General features: G+C 59.6%; 22 protein-coding genes. 9 read left to right on the top strand and 13 right to left on the bottom strand.

Features of this window, described 5'->3' with window-relative positions; genetic code table 11:
* Window positions 1-44 precede the first annotated feature (44 nt).
* From SLH47_RS04445 to SLH47_RS04420, 6 genes are all read right to left on the bottom strand, one after another.
* Window positions 45-359 (bottom strand): hypothetical protein, encoded by a 315-nt coding sequence (locus SLH47_RS04445; protein ID WP_320238174.1) that lies wholly within the window; start codon window positions 357-359, stop codon window positions 45-47.
* A gap of 274 nt (window positions 360-633) precedes the next feature.
* Entirely contained in the window at window positions 634-1545 is a 912-nt protein-coding gene (locus tag SLH47_RS04440; protein ID WP_320238173.1) for an endonuclease/exonuclease/phosphatase family protein, read from the bottom strand.
* 6 nt (window positions 1546-1551) lie between these two features.
* Complete coding sequence (locus tag SLH47_RS04435) at window positions 1552-3618, bottom strand: hypothetical protein (RefSeq protein WP_320238172.1); 2067 nt, start codon at window positions 3616-3618, stop codon at window positions 1552-1554.
* Complete coding sequence (locus tag SLH47_RS04430) at window positions 3615-6377, bottom strand: DUF4159 domain-containing protein (RefSeq protein ID WP_320238171.1); 2763 nt, start codon at window positions 6375-6377, stop codon at window positions 3615-3617. Before SLH47_RS04430 ends, SLH47_RS04435 begins: the two co-directional genes overlap by 4 nt.
* Window positions 6377-7246: a DUF58 domain-containing protein gene (locus tag SLH47_RS04425; protein WP_320238170.1), complete on the bottom strand. Its 870-nt coding sequence runs from the start codon at window positions 7244-7246 to the stop codon at window positions 6377-6379. The genes SLH47_RS04430 and SLH47_RS04425 overlap by 1 nt, the downstream gene beginning before the upstream one ends.
* Window positions 7243-8250 (bottom strand): MoxR family ATPase, encoded by a 1008-nt coding sequence (locus SLH47_RS04420; RefSeq protein WP_320238169.1) that lies wholly within the window; start codon window positions 8248-8250, stop codon window positions 7243-7245. The genes SLH47_RS04425 and SLH47_RS04420 overlap by 4 nt, the downstream gene beginning before the upstream one ends.
* Before the next feature lie 68 nt (window positions 8251-8318).
* Here SLH47_RS04420 and SLH47_RS04415 point away from each other — a divergent pair, with 68 nt between their 5' ends.
* The 3 genes from SLH47_RS04415 to SLH47_RS04405 all read left to right on the top strand — a co-directional run bounded on the left by SLH47_RS04415 (window position 8319) and on the right by SLH47_RS04405 (window position 9991).
* Window positions 8319-8894 (top strand): DUF1285 domain-containing protein, encoded by a 576-nt coding sequence (locus SLH47_RS04415; protein ID WP_320238168.1) that lies wholly within the window; start codon window positions 8319-8321, stop codon window positions 8892-8894.
* Between the two features lie 146 nt (window positions 8895-9040).
* Window positions 9041-9301 (top strand): hypothetical protein, encoded by a 261-nt coding sequence (locus SLH47_RS04410; RefSeq protein ID WP_320238167.1) that lies wholly within the window; start codon window positions 9041-9043, stop codon window positions 9299-9301.
* Window positions 9302-9394: 93 nt separating this feature from the next.
* A complete protein-coding gene (locus SLH47_RS04405; protein ID WP_320238166.1) occupies window positions 9395-9991 on the top strand; it encodes a hypothetical protein in 597 nt (198 codons plus the stop codon).
* Between the two features lie 71 nt (window positions 9992-10062).
* Here the strand turns inward: SLH47_RS04405 and SLH47_RS04400 are convergent, their stop codons facing one another.
* Together SLH47_RS04400 and SLH47_RS04395 are read right to left on the bottom strand one after the other, a co-directional pair.
* Window positions 10063-10788, bottom strand: a complete 726-nt coding sequence (locus tag SLH47_RS04400) for a sterol desaturase family protein (protein WP_320238165.1) — start codon at window positions 10786-10788, stop codon at window positions 10063-10065.
* A 97-nt stretch (window positions 10789-10885) separates the two neighbouring features.
* Window positions 10886-11077, bottom strand: coding sequence for a hypothetical protein (locus SLH47_RS04395; protein ID WP_320238163.1), 192 nt, complete (start codon window positions 11075-11077; stop codon window positions 10886-10888).
* Between the two features lie 158 nt (window positions 11078-11235).
* Here SLH47_RS04395 and SLH47_RS04390 point away from each other — a divergent pair, with 158 nt between their 5' ends.
* The 4 genes from SLH47_RS04390 to SLH47_RS04375 all read left to right on the top strand — a co-directional run bounded on the left by SLH47_RS04390 (window position 11236) and on the right by SLH47_RS04375 (window position 14231).
* On the top strand, window positions 11236-11985 hold the full coding sequence (locus tag SLH47_RS04390; RefSeq protein WP_320238162.1) for a hydroxypyruvate isomerase family protein: 750 nt from the start codon (window positions 11236-11238) through the stop codon (window positions 11983-11985).
* A 118-nt stretch (window positions 11986-12103) separates the two neighbouring features.
* Window positions 12104-12469, top strand: coding sequence for a VOC family protein (locus SLH47_RS04385; RefSeq protein WP_320238160.1), 366 nt, complete (start codon window positions 12104-12106; stop codon window positions 12467-12469).
* Window positions 12470-13162 (top strand): YafY family protein, encoded by a 693-nt coding sequence (locus SLH47_RS04380; protein WP_320238158.1) that lies wholly within the window; start codon window positions 12470-12472, stop codon window positions 13160-13162.
* Window positions 13163-13223: 61 nt separating this feature from the next.
* Complete coding sequence (locus SLH47_RS04375) at window positions 13224-14231, top strand: serine hydrolase (RefSeq protein ID WP_320238157.1); 1008 nt, start codon at window positions 13224-13226, stop codon at window positions 14229-14231.
* A 19-nt stretch (window positions 14232-14250) separates the two neighbouring features.
* Here the strand turns inward: SLH47_RS04375 and SLH47_RS04370 are convergent, their stop codons facing one another.
* Together SLH47_RS04370 and SLH47_RS04365 are read right to left on the bottom strand one after the other, a co-directional pair.
* Window positions 14251-15588: a YfbK domain-containing protein gene (locus SLH47_RS04370; RefSeq protein WP_320238156.1), complete on the bottom strand. Its 1338-nt coding sequence runs from the start codon at window positions 15586-15588 to the stop codon at window positions 14251-14253.
* Window positions 15585-16121, bottom strand: coding sequence for an RNA polymerase sigma factor (locus tag SLH47_RS04365; protein WP_320238552.1), 537 nt, complete (start codon window positions 16119-16121; stop codon window positions 15585-15587). Before SLH47_RS04365 ends, SLH47_RS04370 begins: the two co-directional genes overlap by 4 nt.
* A 140-nt stretch (window positions 16122-16261) precedes the next feature.
* On the opposite strand from SLH47_RS04365, the gene SLH47_RS04360 reads away from it, so the two are divergent.
* Window positions 16262-17449 carry a Hint domain-containing protein gene (locus SLH47_RS04360; protein WP_320238155.1) on the top strand — a complete coding sequence of 396 codons (1188 nt, stop codon included), beginning with the start codon at window positions 16262-16264 and terminating at the stop codon, window positions 17447-17449.
* A gap of 29 nt (window positions 17450-17478) precedes the next feature.
* Here the strand turns inward: SLH47_RS04360 and SLH47_RS04355 are convergent, their stop codons facing one another.
* Window positions 17479-17937 carry a GNAT family N-acetyltransferase gene (locus SLH47_RS04355; protein WP_320238154.1) on the bottom strand — a complete coding sequence of 153 codons (459 nt, stop codon included), beginning with the start codon at window positions 17935-17937 and terminating at the stop codon, window positions 17479-17481.
* Between the two features lies 1 nt (window position 17938).
* Window positions 17939-19417, bottom strand: a complete 1479-nt coding sequence (locus SLH47_RS04350; protein WP_320238153.1) for an NAD-dependent succinate-semialdehyde dehydrogenase — start codon at window positions 19415-19417, stop codon at window positions 17939-17941.
* 65 nt (window positions 19418-19482) lie between these two features.
* Between SLH47_RS04350 and SLH47_RS04345 the strand changes: the two genes are divergently transcribed.
* Complete coding sequence (locus tag SLH47_RS04345) at window positions 19483-20256, top strand: alpha/beta hydrolase (RefSeq protein WP_320238152.1); 774 nt, start codon at window positions 19483-19485, stop codon at window positions 20254-20256.
* Here SLH47_RS04345 and SLH47_RS04340 read toward each other — a convergent pair.
* The gene (locus SLH47_RS04340; RefSeq protein WP_320238150.1) at window positions 20243-20845 is read right to left on the bottom strand and encodes an HAD-IA family hydrolase; all 603 of its coding nucleotides are present in this window, start codon (window positions 20843-20845) and stop codon (window positions 20243-20245) included. The genes SLH47_RS04345 and SLH47_RS04340 overlap by 14 nt on opposite strands.
* Between the last annotated feature and the right edge of the window lie 81 nt (window positions 20846-20926).

The following is a 20926-nucleotide window of genomic DNA, read 5'->3' as shown; positions in this document are numbered from 1 at the left end:
GGGTCGACGCCGGGCGGTTTACCCTTTGCCTGTCCGCTCTGTCTCTAGTTCGAAGACGTCAGCGCCGCCTGTATTGCTGGCAAATCATTCAGTTCGCTTGCATCAGCCATATCGACATGCCGCGGGCAGTTGCTTCCCTCACAGGCCACCACATTCGTGGATATCAGCAAATCGCCAAGCGCTGTCTCGACCCGATAAAAGCCGTCGCCATAGGCCAGAAGCTTACCAACAATGCGGGTCGAGCCGTCATAGGATTTTAGCGCAACCTCGGCTGCTGCAGCCCCTGTGGGCACGATCAGCGCTGCGATCAATAGGGCCGCGGATGCTCTTGTCCCGACCATTTTGCGATACGGTTTCATCACAATTCACTCCACACTCATTAAACTTGGGAACAAGAGGCCAAAACACAGCCACATCCCCTAACTGCGACAATTCTGGGTTGCCGCAATTGAAGGCTCAGCCGCCGCCCGATCAAAATCAAGGCATATTTACAGTTAATTGTACTAAAAGTTACCCAAGGTTAATGGCGCGATGTCAGCGAGATATCTTTGACCAAAGCCGATATGCGCCTTGCGATCTTCGGCCCGATGGGTGTTTCAACCGGTCAAAAAAATAGCCTTTGCGCCCGTCAGCTTAGGGGCTAAGTCGATAATCGGCGATCACGGGGTAATGGTCAGTGGGCCATTCCCCACCAAATCTTTGGCGTAGGATAATGGGCTCCCCAACCCCTGTGGCGTTGCCACTTACCGCGATATGGTCGATGGCGCCGAAAAGATTGAGACCCCGGTTAAAGTGATAGGTGGCGCCCCTTACGGGGGCAAAGCGCACGCCCGTATCAGCGAGAATATTGACAATTCGATCGCCAAGGCGGCCGTTCAGGTCTCCAACAACAAAAAGCGTTTCATCTGCCTCGATCCACGGGGTGATACGTTCAACTACGAGCTCGACAGACTGGATTCGGTTTGAACGGCTCGCGAAGTCGGTATGGATATTGATAACTCGGAAGTCCCCGCCGCTGTCCTTGTCGCGGAACTGCGCCCACGAGGCGAACGCGGGGTAAGAGCCGTTGAAGGTGCGTGAATAGATGACATCCGGTGTATCGGAGAAGAAAAACCATCCTTCGTCCAGCATCTCCAATCTGTCAGTGCGATAAAAGATCGGCTGCGTTGATGGGAATGCGGCCGGATCACCTACGGCTGCAGCGGCGTAATCCGGGTTGTTGGCAAGCAGCCAGTCCAGGGTCAGGTTGATCTGGTTGGTCCGAAACGAAAAGCTTTCCATTTCCTGAAAGCCGATGACGTCCGCCCCGATCGCCTTGAAGGCGCTGTCCATCGGTCCTTTGCGGCGCTCCCAATCACCCACCGACCATGGGCCTGTTTCCCGGTCCAGAACGATGTAGTGCACGTTGTAGGTTGCGACCCGCAGCGTCTCGGGCGGTGCCGCCCCAAGTGGAGTGTTCCCGGAATTGCGGATTGTCTGACAGCCGACCATCGTCAGCAGAACAAGAAGAACAACTGCAAAGGCTTTGGCGAATGTCAGCAACACCGGAGGTTACCGCCGTCCTTCGCGCAACCACGCCCCGACCATCAGAAGTGATGCGAGCAGCAAAAACACCCAGGCAGGAAGAAGGGGGTTGATGCTGACGTCAGCGGTTTGAAACGCGCCGCGCGGGGTGATCCCGATCCAGCCGCGCCCGTTTGCGGGTCTTCCTTCGCGCACAGCGCGGATGCTGACATCACCGTCCGACACTAGTTTGATCCCGCCGCCGGTGCCCGTCACCAGCGGGTCGAGCAGGTCTCCTGACGCAATGGTCTGTTCAAATTCGCGCGGTGCGGCGGGCCCAAGGGCGATGACGGCCGTTTGCTCGCCATCATCGAGCCGGTAAAGCCCGATTTCGGGTGCATCCCAGAGTGTTTCAAACCGGCCGGGCGATACCTCGTCGAGGGTCAGCACCGTTTCGGTGCCATCCGGATGGGTGACGGTCACCTCGCCCGTTTCCAGATCCAACGTGCGCCGGATGATCCGCATGGTCTGGCCCGCCGGTTCGACCCAGAGCGCCTCTTCCTCCAGTTCCGGTTCCTTCATCATCCAATGGGCGAGACGGCGGAGAAGCTCCAGTTGAGGTCCGCCACCTTCATAGCCGCGATCCCACAGCCAGGAATGGTCCGATGCGATCAGCGACACGCGCCCCTCACCAATCCGGTTGAGGATTAGGAGCGGCCTATCATCAAGACCCGACATCACGGTGGTCGCCTGTTCAGGCACCAGCACATCGATCAGGCGGAACCAACGGCCCCAACTCGGCCCTTCCTCCGGCGCGCCTTCACTGATTTCATCAAGGCCTTCGGTGACCGGATGCCGCTGCCCGATATCGGTGATCTGCGGTTTGAAAGGCTCCTCGAATACCCGCGCGGTGGGCGCACCGGGCAGGATTGGACCCAAAGGCGAACGATAGATGCTTTCCGCAGAGCCGTATTCCGGCCCGGATGAGACCAGTACCGCACCGCCCTGTTCCACATATTCGCGGATATTGTCGATATAGGCGCTGGGCAGGATGCCACGGCGCCGGTAACGGTCAAAGATGATCAGGTCGAAATCGTTGATCTTCTCAAGGAAAAGCTCGCGCGTCGGAAAGGCGATCAGCGACAGTTCATTGACCGGCACGCCGTCCTGCTTTTCCGGCGGGCGCAGGATGGTGAAATGCACCAGATCGACGGCGGAATCGGATTTCAGCAGGTTGCGCCACGTGCGCTCGCCGGGATGCGGCTCTCCCGAAACCAAAAGCACCCGCAGCCTGTCGCGGACCCCGTTGATCTGGACCACGGCACTGTTGTTGCGATTGGTCAACTCGCCGGGCGCATCGGGGATCGTGAACTGGAGGACATTCATGCCGCCGTGGGGCAGTTCGAGGGGCAGTTCGATATCCTGACCAATCGGGGCGGGTACGGTGATCGGGGCCTCACCATCGATTGAGATCGATAGGGCCACGTTGTCTTCCGCCGGCGCTGCACCCTGATCTTCGATCCTGAGTGTCAGCGTCACCTCTTCGCCCAGGATGGCGAATGCTGGGGCGTTTGAGACGATGAGCCGCCGATCCCAGTCGTCAGGCTCTCCGGTCAGCAACGTGTGCATCGGCGCGGGCAAACGTGGGGCGCGGTCGAGATCGTGCAACCGCCCATCGGTCAGCAGGATGATACCGGCAATGCGTCCTTGCGGCTCTTCGGCCAGAGCCTCTGACAAGGCCGTCATCAGCGTTGTGCCCGTGTCACCTTCGCCGTCACCGAGTGTGACGATGCGCAGTTCGGTGTTGGTCTGCCGCGCCACCTGCGCCTCGATATTCGCAATGGCGGCGGCATTCTGCGCGGGTCGGTCGCCGATCCGCTGGCTGGCGCTTTCATCGACCACCAGCATCACGATGTCGCTCAGTGGTTCGCGGTCTTCCTGCTGGATCGCCGGGTTGGCAAGCGCGGCGAGCAGTGCCAATCCCGCCAGCCCGCGGAGCCACCAGCCGGGCAATCGGCGCCAGACGGCCAAAGCAATTGCTGCAGCGACCAGCCCCGCGACGGCATAGAGCATCACGAGCGGGATCAGCGGATCGAAGATCAGCGTTCCTGTCATTGGCCGAGCCTGTCGAGAAGGTCGGGCACGTGCACCTGGTCGGATTTGTAATTGCCGGTCAGCACATGCATGATCACGTTCACGCCAAAGCGCAGCGCAATTTCGCGCTGCCGCTCGCCGGCCATACCGCGCCCGACCGGGAACATCCGCTGGCCATTGTCGTTCACCGCCCAGGCCCGCGCCCAATCGTTGCCGCCAATGATCACAGGAGTGACCCCGTCGTTGAGGTTGCGAAACGGCATGCCTTCGATCTGCTCGGCGTCTGGCGGAGCGGCCTCAACCCAGACATCGCGGCTGGCATAGCGACCGGGGAAATCCTGCAACAGATAAAACGTGCGGGTGAGCACGTGATCGGAAGGGATCGGCTCCAGCGGTGGAATGTCAAGAGACCGCGCAATCGCCTGCAGCATCCGCCCTTCGGGCGAGCCCGACCCGAATCGCGCCGTATCCGCGTCGCGCGTGTCAAACATGATCATCCCGCCGGACCGCAGGTAGCGGTTGAGTTTGCCGTAAGCCTCACGGCTTGGCAGTTGCTGTTCGGCGGTGATCGGCCAGTAGAGGAACGGGAAGAAAGCAAGCTCATCCGTCTCGATATTCACACCCATGGGGGTGGCGGGTTCAATGGCCGTGCGGCGGTACAGGGTTTGCGAAATGCCTGTTAGGCCGGCTGCCGCGACCTCATCGGTTTCGCGATCACCGGTCAGGATATGGCCCAGCACAACTTCGGTTGTTGCCTGCAGGGCAAAATCATCGCCGGACAGGTCCTGCGCCTTTGCGGGTTGGCCGAAAAGCACGATGGCAAGTGCGAACGCAACCGCAACATCCGCGCGCGGCCCACGCAGCCGCCCACCGACGGCGAGGGAGGCAATGACGTCCATCAGAAGCATCATCAAGGCCGCACTCAAGAGCCAGCCTTTCAGCGCAGTCTCACGGGTGACAGCCATGCCTTCGACGGTGATGCTTGCGGGCCATTGCGCGGTGCTGAGCATGGTGTCCTTTCCGATGACGTTAATGGCAAGTTGGCGGTCGCCGCCTGCATAAAGGCCGGGTGGCACATCTGGCCCGGGGGTGCCCTCGGCCAGTAGAGTGCCGTCGATACCGGGCAAGTCGGTGCCGTCTGTCAGGCGACCATATGCATCCAGCACACGGTTTGGCAGCCAGGTGGTTCCTTCCAGCTCTGCCGTATCCGGGGTGACGGGGCGGGTTGAAACAGCCAGCCGTTCCAGCATTTGCACGAAAAGCCCCGACAGCGGCAGCGTCGACCATTCGGCATTGGCGGTGACATGGACAAGCACGACCTGGCCTTCGCCCATGACCTTGCGTGTCACCAGTGGAGTGCCGTCAGCGAGTTGCGCGATCACACGGTCCGCCAATGTTGGGTCCGGTTGCGCCATAACCTGACTGGTGACGGTGACATCATCGGGGACGGGTAGCCCGAAAAACGGTGAGGTTTCGGCGAAGGGCGCGAGCGATTTGGGCTCACCCCAGCTCATCGCGCCGCCGACACTCCGCCCGCCGGACCGCAGGCGGACCGGCAACAGCGGATCCTCTTCAGAGCGGCCAAGGTCAGACGCGGCGAGGCGCGGCCCGGCAAAGCGCAAAAGCATGCCGCCATTGTCCACCCAATCCTCGATGCCCTGCGCTTCAATATCCGTCAGGATCGCCACATCGGCCAGGACGATAACATCAGGATTGGCGAGCAGGATGTCTTCGAGTGGGCCGTCGATGATATCGGCGGTCGGCTCCAACGCCTCACGCAGGTAGTAAAGCGGCGAGAGTAGTTCGAGACCTTCACGGTCGTCGCGGCCAGCGATCAGGGCGACTTCGCGTCGTTTCAGCGCATCATCTGTCAGGCTGACGGCCCCTGCCGAGCGCGCGCCGCTGATTTCAAAGCGGGTGATGCGGTTGCGTAACTCGGGCGGCAGAACCATTGCGGTTTCGGCGACAGCCTCGCCCGGCTCGAAGATGAGGGGCACAGTGGCCAACTGCCGCTCCACCCCGGCAGGGTCAAGGCCGATGGCGTTGATTGTCGTTTCTGTCACGTTGCCGACCGGCGTGCGGGTCGCTGAGACCTTCACTTGACCGTCTTCGAAACGCGCAGGACGCAAGCCAAGGACCTGCCGCGGCGATTGGAAGGCCGTGACCGCACCGAAGTTTTCGAGTGCGCTGAGCAAGGCGTCGCGGCCCTCGTAATCCAGCCCGTCCGAAATCCAGTAGGTCTCGAAACTACCCGACTGGTCAGCGAAATAGGCCGCTGGATCGGTCGGTTGCCACGGGCTTGGCATCAGATTGGGCAGGCGGTTCTGCCAGTCAGTGGGGGCGGCAAAAGGCAGTGCTTCATTCGGCAGATCGGTGAGGTTGACGATGGCGACCCGCCGGTTGGCAACCGCCGCTTCGGTCAGGAGCGTGTCGACCCGGTCCATCTTGGCGCCCCATGTCGGTGCACCAGCCCATGACCCGTCGAGCACGATCACAAGATCGCCGGTGCCCTCACGCGCCTGTTGCGGGTTCAGGACCGGACCCGCAAAGCCCACGATGATGGCCGCGACCGCGAGCAGCCTGAGCAGCAAGAGCCACCAGGGCGTGCGGTCCGATTGGGTCTCGTCATCGGTTAAGCCCAAGAGTAGCGCGACCCCAGGGAAACGCCGCCGGATCGGCGCGGGCGGCACTGCCCGCAAAAGCAGCCACAGGATCGGCAAGGCAATGAGACCCAAAAGCAGCCAGGGCGCAGCAAATCCTATGGGACCGATGGACCACATCAAGCGTGCCGCTCCATCGCGCCGTAAAGCCAGAGAAGCGCATTTGTTGCGCTTTCGCCGGTATGGTGGGTGCTGAATTGCCAGCCAGTGATGCGGGCCAGATGCGCTAGCCGGTCTTTGCGCTCAGCGAGCCGGTCGAGATAGCGTTGCTTCAGATCGCCGGCTTTCAGCGTTTCATGCTGCAGCGCCCCGGTCATGGATTGGAAAATCGTGCGCCCGTCGAAGGGAAACGCCTCTTCCTGCGGGTCGAGCACTTGCAGAAGCGTGCCGCGTACATCGCGGTCCGCGGCGCGCAAGAGCGCGTCCTCCACCGGACCGATATCGCCGAGGAAATCACTGACAAATAGCGCGCGAGAATGGGCGAGCATGCCTTGCGCCTCGGGGGCGCCGTAATCGGTCTGATGATCCTCGCTCAGCAGCTCAGCCATGCGCATGATCTGCACTTCGCCCCTGCGCGGTGGCAGCCGCACGCCCGTGAGCCCCACCCGTTCGCCGCCCCGGATCAGCAGGATCGCCAGAGCCAGAGCGAGTGTCCGCGCGCGGGTGCCCTTGGTTGGGTGATTGTCGGATGCAAAGGACATCGACGCAGCCTGATCGACCCACAGGATGATCGATTGCGCGATCTGCCATTCCTTGTCCTGCACGAAATTGCTGTCGGACCGCGCAGAGCGGCGCCAATCGATGCTGCGCGCTTCGTCATGGGGTTGTGCGGGGCGGTATTGCCAGAACGTATCGCCCGTGCCTGCACGTCTGCGCCCGTGATCGCCAAGCAGGACTGTCGACGCCAGATGCTCTGCCTCGGCCAAAAGCGCAGGGAGGGGTGCTGCAAGCGTTTCAGCTTGCGAGCGAAGGGCGAGCGGTTCGGTCATGCGGCGGCAGACACTTCCGTGATCTGTACTGCGACCTGATTGATGATGTCCTGAATACTCTCACCACGGGCACGAGCTGCAAAAGACAGCGCCATCCGGTGTTCAAGAACAGGCACCGCCATGGTCCGAATATCCTCAGCCGATGGCGCAAGCCTGCCGTCAAGCAAGGCGGCTGCCCGGACCGTCAGCATCAGTGCCTGTGCGGCGCGCGGGCCGGGGCCCCATGAGATACTTTGTCTGATGGTATCAGGTGCAGTCGCATCATCCGGACGGCAAGCGCGGACGAGATCGAGGATCATCTCCACAATGTTATCGCCCACCGGCATCCGCCGCAGGACGGTCTGTGCGTCAAGCAATTGCTGCGCTGTGAAAACGGCGCTCGATTGCGCCTCTTCTACGCCGGTCGTGGCGATCAGGATGTCCTTTTCGGTCGCGCGGTCGGGGTAGGGGACATCAATTTGCACCAGGAAACGGTCAAGCTGCGCCTCTGGCAGGGGATAGGTGCCTTCCTGCTCAATCGGGTTCTGCGTGGCCAGCACATGGAACGGTACACCAAGCGGGCGGTGTTGACCTGCGATGGTTACCTCTTTTTCCTGCATGGCCTGCAAAAGCGCCGATTGGGTACGCGGCGAGGCACGGTTGATCTCATCAGCCATCAGAAGCTGACAAAAGATCGGACCTTCGATGAAGCGGAAGGAACGCGAGCCGTCATCGGTCGTCTCCAGCACTTCCGAGCCAAGGATATCGGCAGGCATCAGGTCGGGCGTGAACTGAATGCGATTGCCATCAAGGCCCATCACGGTGGAGAGCGTATCGACAAGGCGGGTCTTGCCCAGACCCGGCAAACCGATCAGCACCGCGTGACCGCCGCAGATAAGTGCTGTGAGCGTCAGGTCCACGACCCTTTGCTGGCCAATGAAACGGGCCGAAATGCTGGTGCGGGCATCGCCCAGCTTTGCGCCCAGATGTTCGATATGGGCGACAAGATCGGCGTCGTTGGCCATGACAATCCTCCAGTTGAACTATACTGTTATTGGTACAGATAATCCCGCAAACCCCAATGGCAAAAGCAATGAGCACACAAAAGATTGTGACACCGTCAGCCGAAAGCCTCGCCAGTAGCGCGCGTGCCGTCCAAAAGGGCGGTTTACCGCCGGTCCATTTGTGGAATCCGCCCCATTGCGGCGCGATTGACATGCGCATCGCAAGGGATGGAACGTGGTTCTACATGGGCACGCCGATTGGCAGACCGGAATTGGTCCGGCTCTTTTCGACGATTCTGCGGAAAGACGAGGATGAGTACGTGCTGGTGACCCCGGTTGAGAAGGTGGGGATCACGGTGGATGACGCACCCTTTGTCGCGGTTGATTTCAACCGGAAGGGTGACGAGCTGGAATTTGAGACGAATGTGGGCGACCGCATGGTGGCGGGGCCAGATCATCCGATCCGCGTGGAGCGGGACCCTGAGACGGGCGAGCCCAGCCCCTATGTGCTGGTCCGCGCAAATCTGGAAGCGTTGATCGACCGCAAGTCTTTTTACCGGCTCGTTGAGATCGGTGAGCATGCCGAACACGACGGGGAAGACTGGTTTGGCGTGCGTTCGTCGGGCCATTTCTTCCCGGTTATCCCATCGGTCGAACTCAACTGAAGTCAGCAGACCGTCGCGTCGATTTCTCAGCCGCAGGCTGAGCTGATGCCAAAATGCATCATACCCGCAAAGCGTGTGCAGCCGGTTCTTGTTGGCCGCCGCGACGCCACACATATGCGCCGCATAACAAAACTTGTGAGGATAAGATGAAATTCATTTTGACCAGCACGGCAATCGTTGCGCTGCTGACCGCACCAGCAATGGCCGATGGTGTAAATTACAGCCGATTTAGCTACGATGCGACCGGATTACAGCTTGAGGAAGGTAGCGACTCGCTCGACATCGACAGTGGTCTGTTGCAGGGGGAGCTGGAATATACGGTGGGTCAAATCCTGCTGTCGGGCGATCTGGCAAGGAGTGTCGTGAGCACCGATCCGGAAACGATTGAAACCACGACATTCGGATAGGCCTTCGGTGCGGGCTTCCTCGTCACGCCAGAGATCCTGGTCGGGGTCGGTGCGACGGGCATCGAAATTGAACTGGATGACGGCGTCACCAGCGTGGACGGTGATGCCAACGGTGCCGAGTTCTTTGGCCAATACCGCACATCGCAGTTCGGTGTAGGTGTCAACGTTTCGCAATTTGATCTGGATGAAGACAACGTCACAACCACTTTACTTGGCGAGGTCTCACCAACGCCTGATGCGACGCTGGCCGGTTTCCTGCAGGACGACAGCGAATTTGACGGCACGACCTATTACGGTTCGGGCAGTCTTGACGTAGCACCGTTTCAGGCGAACGGCTTCTTCCTGGGCAATTCTGACACCGATGTAACGTTGTTTGGTCTTGGTGGCAGCTATGGCTTGACACAACAGTTGAGCGCGCAAGTGGATTTCGCATCGTACTTGGGCGACGACGCGCCCGATCTTTACTCGATCACCTTTGGCGGCGCATACGAGTTTACCGAGGGTTTCTCGGCTGATCTGAATGTCGGATATGTCGATGGCGACGATCTCGGGATTGATGAAGCGACGGTTTTCACCTTCGCGCTGACATATGAGTTTGGTGATCGCCAGCGTCTCGATAACAGCGTAGAACAGCGTTTGGAAGACGATATCGCGACTGGGGCTGCATCTGCATTGACGCTTGACTTCTAAACGTCAGAGCTGATTGACGACAAATGGCCCGCATCTAGTGCGGGCCTTTTTTGTATTGCCGTCAGACAAACTTACGAGGGCGCCCGCTTGGCGCCTCTTGGCATTTTTGTCACACCGTAGGCTTTGCGCGCTGTGACAAGTCGCAGATCCTCTGGGTCCATACCCATCGACAAGATCGTGTCGCGATCATAGCGGGCACGGGCGGTTTCGGGGTCGTGCGCCGTGCCAAAAAGCCGGTCGATCCAGCCCATCCCGAAACTGACATGAAATGTCGCGTGATGATCCTGGAAGTGATGTGCCAGATGCGAGCGCGTGATCCTTTGTCCGAACCAGCCTTTTTTAACGTTCAGATGCGCAAGGGTGTGGCAGTACTCATAGAATGCAAAGGCACTGACCGAACCCGCAAAGATCGCAACAAAAGACCACAAAGCTGCCGGAGCCAATCCGACAACGAGTGTCAGGACGAGCGTGTGCAGCGCGGCCGAGATGAGGCCGAACCGGACGGGATACCAATGATCGTCCCCGGTGAAGAACTCCGCATCTGACGGAAACTCATGATGGCCGATATGGCTGCGGTAGAGCTGATTGAAGATGCCTTGCTCAGTGGGTGGTTCGCGGTGCAGCAGGAACCGATGCATCGCGTATTCGACGAAAAACTGCAGGAAGAAGCCGTAAAGCAGCGCAAGCAGCAACCAACCAGAAGAGAAGGTGACCAACAATGCCACGGCACCCAGCCAGAACGGCAAAAGACGTTGCAAGCTGCCCATGTGGATGAGAACACGCAGGGTCGGGATCATGGCAAAGCTCCTTTCAGCGATGTTCCGAGCATGCTTTTGACGACCATGCTGCTCAAGCGCGACGCTACGTCAAGCGAGGATGCAATACCTGCCTTTGCTATAGTCCGCCGTCGCTCACCCACAACCACAGGACAAGGCCCCAGAGAACGCCTGCGGCGATCATGGCAAGTCCGGCGTAGATCATAATTGACCAGGTGTTGTTCAATCCCCAACCGACCAATGCACCGCCGCCGCCAATCAGGATGACGGGCATGAACAAACTCAGAAAAAATCGAATAAGTGCGGCCATGACTGACTAATCCTTCTCATCGCTAACATATAGAATGTGGCCATCAAGCGCTTTGCTTTCAAGTTTCAGGTTTGCAGGCCTAGTCATCGCCCCATTTCCGGCTTGGCGGGAAGGAGTTGAAGCTATAGATCGGCTGAGACCAATAAGAGGCGCGCCTGATGCCAAAATTCTGTGCCAACCTGACCTGGCTTTTTACCGAATTGCCGTTTTTGGAGCGTTTTGAAGCGGCCAAGGAGGCGGGGTTTGAGGCGGTCGAGGTGTTGTTTCCCTACGATGTGAACGCGCAGGATATCGTCAACAAATTGGCGCGGTACGAATTGCAGATGGCGCTGATCAACTGCCCGCCACCCAACTATACTGGTGGTGATCAAGGCTTTGCCGCCGTGCCCGGTTTAGAGGAGCGGTTTCGTCGCGATTTCAAGCGTGCGGTGCGCTATGCCCGGACCCTTGGTGCAGCACATCTGCATATCATGTCGGGTGTTGCAGAAGGCGATGAAGCCGAAGCTGTCTTTGTTGACAATCTGCGTTGGGCGGCGGCGGAGGCGCCTGGGCAGAGCCTGACAATCGAGCCGATCAACAACGAGACGATGCCGGGCTATTTCCTGAACGATTTTGATCTGGGGCGGCGTATCGTCGAAACGGTCGATGCGTCCAATGTGCGGCTGCAATTCGATGCTTTCCATGCGGCCAAAATCACCGGCGATGTGTTCAAGACGTGGGAGACCATGCGCGACATCAGCGTCCACCTTCAGGTCGCGCAAATGCCTGATCGCGGGGAACCGGATCAGGGTGAGATCGACTACCCCGCCTTCTTTGAACGGCTGGACGCCGAAGGTTACTCCGGCTGGGTCGCCGGGGAATACAAGCCTCGCGCAACGACGACTGAGGGGCTTGGCTGGCTGGGCTAGCGCCGGCGCGGATTAGTCATTCTGAAATTTCTCATCGCTCCTGAAACATACTGACACAACGCTGTCAGGAGGGGTATGATTAACCTTGTCTCATCAACCAGCACAAAGGAGATGAGAGATGGCTGCACGCAACATCATGGTTTGGGGTGAGATCCCGGTCACGGACATGGAAAAGTCCGTGGCGTTCTATAACAAGGTCTTCGGGTATGAGATGACCATCGACAATTCCGGCCCCAATCCGATGGCAATGCTGGGCGGTGTCATGGAAACGGCTGGCGCGCATCTTTATCCCGGCAAGCCTGCTGCAGATGGTGGCAACACGATCCATATTGACCTTCCTGACACACTTGAGGCCGGGATCGAGCGGTGCAAGGCCGCTGGGGGTGAGGTTGTCAGCCCACCGATTTCCATTCCCTCGGGCCGGTTCGTCTATGCCAAGGACCTCGATGGCAATTCGATTGGCCTTTACGAGTCGACCGAATAAATGCGCCGTGCTGACCGCCTTTTTCAGATCCTGCAGTATCTGCGGGGCGGTCGCCTGATCACGGCGGCACAACTGGCCGAAAAGCTCGAAGTCACGCCGCGGACGATCTACCGCGACGTGGCGCATCTGATCGGGTCAGGTGTGCCGGTCGAGGGTGAGGCCGGTGTAGGTTACGTCATGCGCGACGGCTATGATCTGCCGCCGCTGATGTTTACTCATGATGAGATTGTGGCGCTGGTTTCAGGCGCACGCCTCTTGCAGGTCTGGGGCGGCACCAAGATGGCCGCTGCCGCGCAAGAGGCCATGGTCAAGATTGATACGGTTCTGCCTGAAGAGGCGCGCGCGAAGGTCGGCCAGGTCAGCGTTCACGCAATTGGTACGCCACGCGAAAACGGGCTCTGGCGCGATTTCCTCGACCGGTTCGAGGCCGCGTCAGAGGCGCAGATCAGTCTTGAGATCAGCTATATCGACGAGCGTGGAACGCGCACGGAACGCGTTGTCCGCCCCTTGGGCGTGTGGTTCTGGGGGCAGGTTTGGACAGCCGTTTGCTGGTGCGAATTGCGCAATGCATTTCGGATGTTCCGGCTCGACAGGATACTGACTCTCCGCGAGGGTGATCGGTTCCGTTTGGAAAAACACCAGACGTTGAAGACCTTCATTGAAACCGAGGCCTATTGCGACAAACGCACGTAAATGTGGGTAGTCGTTTGAGCTGCAGAGGTTATGGTGGTTTTGACTACTAATCGGCTGCTGAATGACATTCGACCGACGTACATTTCTGGCCGGGGCTGCATCTGCCCTTGCAGCGCCTGCGCTGGCGCAGACCGATATGTGGGAAAGTATTGCTGCAGCCGCGCAGGACTTGTCGCAATGCCGTGCCCTATCGATCCGGCAGTCGGGCCAACCTGTTTTGGCGCGTGTCTTTCGCGGTCCGTCCATCAACCGGCCCGTGCCGATCAAGTCAGTTTCAAAAACCATCGTGGCGGCGCTTACCGGTGCAGCACTTGATCGCGGAGAGCTTGCGTCAATCGACGCGACGCTTGGCGAGGTCGCACCGCGCCTGATCCCGTGGGAGGCAGATCCCCGCGTGGCTGGGATCAGCGTCGCAGATCTCGTGACAATGCAAGCCGGGCTCGAACGCACATCGGGCGCCAATTACGGGGCCTGGGTCAGCAGCCGCAATTGGGTCGCCGACGCCTTGTCGCGCCCGTTCGTTGCCGAACCCGGCCAGCGGATGCTCTATTCAACGGGGTCGTTTCATATCCTTGGCGCGGTGCTGGCCGAGATATCGGGCCAGAGCCTCTTGACCCTGGCGCGCCGACGCTTGGGAGACCCGCTTGGGATCGATGTCCCTGCCTGGACCCGCGATCCGCAAGGCCGGTACATGGGCGGCAATGAGATGGCGCTGACGCTGGACGCGATGGTCCGGTTTGGAGAGATGTACCGACAGGTGGGCTGGTTCGGCGGCCAACAGGTGCTGAGCCCTTCTTGGGTTGCCCAGTCTTTTGCCCCCAGAACCCGGTCGTTCTTTTCGGGCCTGGACTATGGATATGGGTGGTTTCTGGGTGAAACTGGCGGGATCGGCTATGCATTGGCCAGAGGGTACGGCGGCCAGATCATCTGTGTGGCCCCCGAGCTTGAGTTGACACTTGCGTTGACTTCCGATCCGACCCTGCCAGCGCGCAGCGGAGGATACTTCGGCGACCTGATGCGCCTCATCGAGCGCCGCATCCTGCCTGCCGCCCGCGCGCAGTTGGGCTGATCCGACCGCGCCCAGGCGTTTATTCCGCCAAGCCCTGCGCCAGCCGCATCAATTGCAACGCCTCGGTGCGGTGGCCAAAGGGGTCTGCGCCCCGATTGGCCTCGGCGAGGGAAATCGCCTCATCATAGCTCCAACCAGCCACTGACGGATCCTCGCGCAACAACAATGCAAAACCGGCAACCGCGGCGGCAAAAAAGGCGTCGGTGTTTGACCGCGATTGACCAATTATTGGCGTTTCAATCTCGTGGTCCCGGTCTCCGTCTGGCACTCTGAAATGCAGAACGACCTGACCCAGCGGATCTGGCTGGCCTGCCCCCGTTTCTATCAGACGACCGACCCCCGGCGAAATCTCGTAAAGGACTGAGATACCCTGTTCCGCATCAAAGCTGGCGGCACCGACCCGATCGCTATCGTCAAGGCTGCGCATGTCATCTCCAACCCGGCCGAACGCGGCGACTTGGACGGGGTTGAACATCACCTCGAGACGGATGTTGTCGGAGCTTTCTCCAGCCAAAGTGTTCACGCCCAGACTTTCCTCTCGGCCCTGCACAGTAATATGCACGAGCGATGTATTGGCGTTCCAGGGTGTCTGAATGGTGCGGATGATCGGACCGGTGACGGGTCCCGTCGTGTCGATCACGATGCTATCAGCGGCGAAGTGGCTGACCATCTCAGCGACATGCACGGCATCTGGCGGCGGCAACTCGCCCCGCATAAGGGCTGCGCGAACAAGTGCGTAGGAGGATTGCCCTAAGTCGGTCGCGGACAATGAGGCCAGTGCCTCATTTTCCGGAACGGCCATGTCGGCTGAGGTGGTAGCAAAACGCATCGGCACGCCGTCACCCAACTGATCGTCGCCTTCCGGTGCAAATCTTTCCGGTTTGTCTGCCTGCAACTCTGGTGGTTCGACAACGGGTCCACGTAAGACTTCGCCAAATGGCTCAGTCAAAGGTTCGCGTTGCAACAGGTCCGGGGTCAAATCATCGGTCAGCATGGGGCCGCTTTCAATCTGCGGCTCCGTGACTTCTCCGTCAAAATCCAAGGTCGTGATTTGTGGTGACGGCGGCAAGGAAATGCTGTCCTGCATTTGCGGCATAATCAGCAAGAAGCCCCCGGCAATCACGGCGGTCGTTGTCGTCAAGGCTTTCTTGCTGGATAGGCTGGTGAGTGCGGCGCGAATGCCGGTCGAAAACTGCTTGAGCGGACGCGCAGATTTGGGGCGCTCTTGCGACTGCACTCTTTGCAAATCGCGGAAATTCCTTTCAGCCAGAGCAAGGTTCTCGGCCCGCCGCGCGGCATCAGCTTGGGGTGTGACCGCGTCGAACGTGGCCTTGAGGTCGCCCAGATCATCGTTCATGCCACGTCCTCCTTTTCCTTGATTTCGCGCAGCCGTTTCTTGGCCTCGGACACACGCCAGCTGACGGTGCCTTCGCTGACACCAATGATGTCGGCAGCCTCTGCATGGGTCATGTCGTCAAGGATCAGCGCGAGCGTGTCGCGCAGATCAGTGCTGAGCTGGTTCATCGCATGGGTGAGCCAATCGATCTGTGCATTGGTGGCCTCGTCGCTGGCCTTGCGATTAACCTCCCATGCGCCCCAACCATCGCGCGCCCTGACATAAGATGCGCGCTTGCGCCGCCGGTCATGGGCCGCATTCACCGCGACGCGATAAAGCCAGGTCGTGACCTTGGCCCGCCGGGCATAGCCGGACAGTTTCGTCGGCAAAGCGGCGCAGATATCCTGTGTCAGGTCCTCAGCCTCGGACCGACTACCTGTCAGGCGAAAGCACAAGCCAAATAAGCGGTCGTAATGCCGCTCTAGCAGGCTCGCAAACGCATCCGCGTCGCCCATAGCGGCAGCCGCCGCGAGGTCCTCATCGCTCGTTATCATCCGCATCACGGTGGTTTGACGGGCGCCAATGGTCAATCCTTGGGCGGTTTACAGCTTTTTTTGTGCAAGCGGTCGGAAAAGCTGGCTCGCCCCGATGCCACCCGACTAGCGTGAAACCATAGTTGAGCAGCGGGGGTGCGATGCCGGCGTTTCTGGATGGCTTGTTTATCAGCGAGATCCTCGCGGATAATGTGGGTGGCAGCGGCTTCGACACTGACGGTGATGGCGGCTCGAACAAATCCGATGAATACATTGAAATCCAGAATGCGACGGGCAGCACCATTGACCTGAGCAACTATCAATTGTGGTCGCAGACCAATGGTTTGCTTTTTGATTTCGCATCCGTCAGTCCGCCCGACCCGACGCCCACCGTTGCCCCCGGAGAAACAGCAACTGTTGTGGGTGAGTATTCCGGCACGCCACCCTCTGGTTTCTTCGATTCCGGCGATAACAACGGACAAAACTTCATCCCTGACGGTGAAACGGTTGGCAGTCAGAACCGTGCAGATGTCATCTATCTGGTGAACGCAACCACCGGAGATTACATCTTTCTGTCCTATGGCAGCAACCCACTGACAGTTTCGCCACCGCCCGGCTTTCCCGGTACCAATGAGGTTGATGGAGAGGTATTTGTTAATGGCGCGCCAAATTCAACTGCCTTCGTCCGTGACGCAAACGGGGAGTTTGTGACTGGTTCGCCCGATCCAGGCAACGCAGGGCCGGTCTGCTTTTGTGCGGGGACGCGGATTACGACGGAACAGGGGGACATCGCGGTTGAACATCTGATGCCCGGTGCGCGGATTCTGACCAAGGATCATGGGTTGGTGCCCTTGCGCGCGCTGCGTGCAGCACCTTTGGGGCGTCAGGTGTTGCGGCTGCACCCGGATGCGCGGCCCGTCCATATTCCGCTTGGTGTTGTGGGGAACAACCGTGGCCTGAATGTGTCTCCGGCCCATCGTGTGCTGATCCGCGCGGCACTCGCAGAATTGTATTTCGGAACGCCGGAGGTGCTTGTGTCTGCACGTCAACTTGCACGTTGCGGTCTGGCAAATGTGAGTGAAACCCAGGCACCGGCTCATTACCACCATTTGCTTTTTGACGACCACCAGATCATTCGGGCCAATGGCTGCTGGTCAGAAAGCTTGTTTCTGGGTGACACGGCCCACTGGGCAATCACGGCAGCAAGCGGGTGGCGTGTACAATCAGGTTGGGTCTTGAGTGATTGCACCCATCGTTGCACGGCTCGAACAGTGCTAAAGGGCTATGAGGCGGGCCAGCTATTGCGCGTCCTTGGCTTGGAACACGCAAGCTATTCAGTCGCCGCCTGAGTCATGTGTTGTTGCGCTCGTTGCGATGGTCATGAAACCTCAAAAGACTTACAGATCAGGTCGTCAGGTGTGCGATAGGTACGAAAACCCATCGCCTCATAATAAGCCAGGCCTTCGGGGTTCTCTGCACTGATACTCGCGTCGATTTTTTCCAACCCGCTTTGCTTGGCAGCTTTCAGGGTCGCGACAAACAAGGCGCGACCAACCCCACGGCGCGCAGACTTTGGGTTCACATGCGTCCCGATAACACCCCAACCTGGGGTCACACCATAGATGTTACCTTCTGTTGCCAGTTTGAGCGATTGAAAACCCAGCACCGCGCCGTTGTCATCGGCCAGGGCGCATTGGATCTTGTCGGCGGCATTGACGTAATGACGCAGGACAAAATCCTCGTCCCACGGGCTGACGCGTCGGCCCATTTCAGCGATCCGGCCCAGGAACGCGCCCATCTGCGGCACATCCTCAACCGTCGCTTCGCGGATGATCATGTTAGACGCTTGTGCAGATGTATTTCATCTCAAGAAACTCCTCGATCCCGTGGTGCGATCCTTCGCGGCCCAGGCCGGATTGCTTCACGCCGCCAAAGGGGGCCACTTCGGTTGAGATGATACCGGTGTTCACGCCCACGATGCCGTATTCCAACGCTTCAGACACCTTGGTGACCCGGCTGATATCCTTGGCATAGAAATAGGCGGCAAGGCCAAAGATCGTGTCATTGGCCTGGGCGATCACATCGTCCTCGTCATCGAATTTGAAGAGCGGCGCAAAGGGGCCAAAGGTCTCTTCGGTGCTGACCAGCATGTCTTTGGTTGCCTGAGTGACGATTGTCGGTTCGAAGAACTGTGCGCCAAGGTCGTGCGGCTTGCCACCCGTCAGGATCTGCCCGCCCTTGGCCAATGCGTCCTCAAGGTGGCGCTGCACCTTGTCGACCGCTTTTGGCTCGATCAACGGCCCGAGTGTTGTGTCTTCGTCGAACCCGTCACCCACCCGTAAGGCATCGACCGCTGCTTTGAACCTCGCTGCGAAGGCATCATAAACACCGGCCTGCACATAGATCCGGTTCGCACAAACACAGGTCTGCCCATTATTGCGGAACTTGCACGCGATGGCCCCCGTGACCGCCTCATCCAGATCGGCATCGTCAAAAACGATGAAGGGCGCGTTGCCGCCAAGCTCCATCGAGCATTTCATGACCTGATCTGCTGCCTGCGCCAGAAGGATGCGGCCGACCTGCGTTGAGCCGGTAAACGTCAGTTTGCGGACGATGGGATTTTCGCAGAACTCCTGGCCAATGGCGCTGCTGTCGGTGCTGGTGATGACCGAGAAAAGCCCCTCTGGCACGCCAGCCTCTTCGGCGAGTTTCGCCATGGCGAGCGCGGAAAGCGGGGTGAGTTCTGAGGGCTTGATCACAAAGGCGCAGCCGGCGGCAAGCGCCGGGGCCGCCTTGCGTGTGATCATGGCGTTCGGAAAGTTCCAGGGGGTGATGCCTGCCGCGACGCCAACGGGCTGTTTTAGGACAGTGATCCGCTTGTCAGCCATATGCGCAGGGATCGTTTCGCCATAAATGCGCCGCCCTTCTTCGGCGAACCATTCGAGGAACGAGGCGCCGTAGCCGATCTCTCCCCTTGCTTCGGCCAGAGGTTTGCCCTGTTCGGCGGTCATGATGATGGCGAGGTCTTCCTGATGCTGCATCATCAGATCGAACCACCTGCGCAGGATGACGGCGCGGTCCTTGGCGGTACGCACGGCCCATGCTTTCTGTGCCGCCTGGGCAGCCGTGACGGCGCGCGCTGTTTCGGCTCGCCCAAGATCAGCGACATGGGCAATCACATCGCCCCGCGCGGGGTTTGTGACCTCAAAGGTCTTCCCGCCATCGGCTGCGATCCAGTCGCCCGCCACATAAGCCTCGCTGCAGACAAGGTCAGGCCGCGACAGCATCGATTTCAGGTTGGTTGTGTCATCAAGCATGGTGTCCTCCGCTTTGGCTTGGCATTATCTGATCAGCGCGGCGTCGCGGCGTAAAGGGGGGACACATGGAATTGGATGATGCCTATGCGAATGCGGCCTATGTACCGGGGGCAGACGACTACCCCGACAAATGGGAACGCGAGGCAGCCGCCTTTCGCACCACATCGATGTGCGAATGCGATGTGATTTACGGAGAGTCGCCGCGCCAGCGTCTTGACTTTTTCCATCCCGACCGACTGGCCAAGGGGCTGATTGTGTTCGTGCATGGCGGCTACTGGCTGCGCTTTGACAAATCCTTTTGGTCGCATTTGGCGGCAGGTCCGTTGGCGCATGGCTGGGCTGTGGCGATGCCGTCTTATGATCTCTGCCCCGATGTGCGGATCGGGCAGATTGGCGATCAGGTGGCTGCCGCAATTGCGCTGGCGGCGTCCCGCGTCCTTGGCCCGATCCGACTGGCGGGCCATTCCGCTGGCGGGCAATTGGTGGCCCGTATGACCGCGCCGCGCCTCGGTGCCAGATGGCAGGAGAGGGTGGAGAAGGTCGTCCCGATCTCCCCCGTCGCGGACCTCGCACCGCTCATGAAGACCAGCATGAACGAAACGCTACGCATTGACGCGGAGGAGGCGCAGGCGGAAAGCCCGGTGCATCTGCCGCGTCCGTCAGCCTCTGTGACCGTTTGGGTCGGCGCCGAGGAGCGGCCTGCGTTCCTAAAGCAGGCACAGGCGCTTAGCGATGCGTGGGGCTGTGCGCATGAGGTTGTGCTAGGCCAGCATCATTTCAATGTGGTCGAGGATTTGGCCGATCCGGGCAGTGCGCTAGCCCAGACTATTGCTGGGTGAGTACCTCTAGCGATTGGCCAGTATAGTGATGTGCGCGCCATCCGCATCTTTGCGCGGCGGCGATATTTGAAGCGCTGTCATCGATCAAAACAAGGTTTGCGGCGGCACGCCGTTCTGATTTGGCAATTGCATCAAAGAAGGCGCTGTCCGGCTTCGCCACGCCCAAAGCGGCAGAGGTGTATGCGCCGTCGCAATGATCCTTCAGCCGCAATTCTTCCAACAGAAAGGCGGCCCGGCTGTGGTCCTGGTTTGTCGCCAGCATGACCCGATGCGCGGCTGCGCGCTGTCGATCCATCCAGCTGCAAACCTCCAGATTGACATGCGCATCATTGTGGAACCAGAAATCGCGCAGCTCTTCCGCCGCGACATCCGTTTTCATCTTCCACAAGGCCTGTTCCAGACGCGGCAGTAGCCTGTCGCGGCCGCAGACAATGTCTTGCCAATATGGCTGAAAGAAATGCTTTTGCAGGTCAGCCTTGGTAAAGCCAAAATGCGTCTGCAGGTCGGTCCACCATGGCGCCTGGTCGCCCGGACGCCCTGTAACAATCACACCGTCCACATCGACTAGATATAGCGTGCTGCTCTTCATTGCTCTGCCTGATGTAGTAGTGTTGCTTGGGTTTGCCGATTCCAATGGCGGTTTGGCGCTGCGCTAGACCTATACCCATTC

The organism is Cognatiyoonia sp. IB215182 (assembly GCF_033963905.1).
GTDB lineage: Bacteria > Pseudomonadota > Alphaproteobacteria > Rhodobacterales > Rhodobacteraceae > Yoonia.
This window is presented reverse-complemented; position numbering and strand designations above follow the sequence as displayed.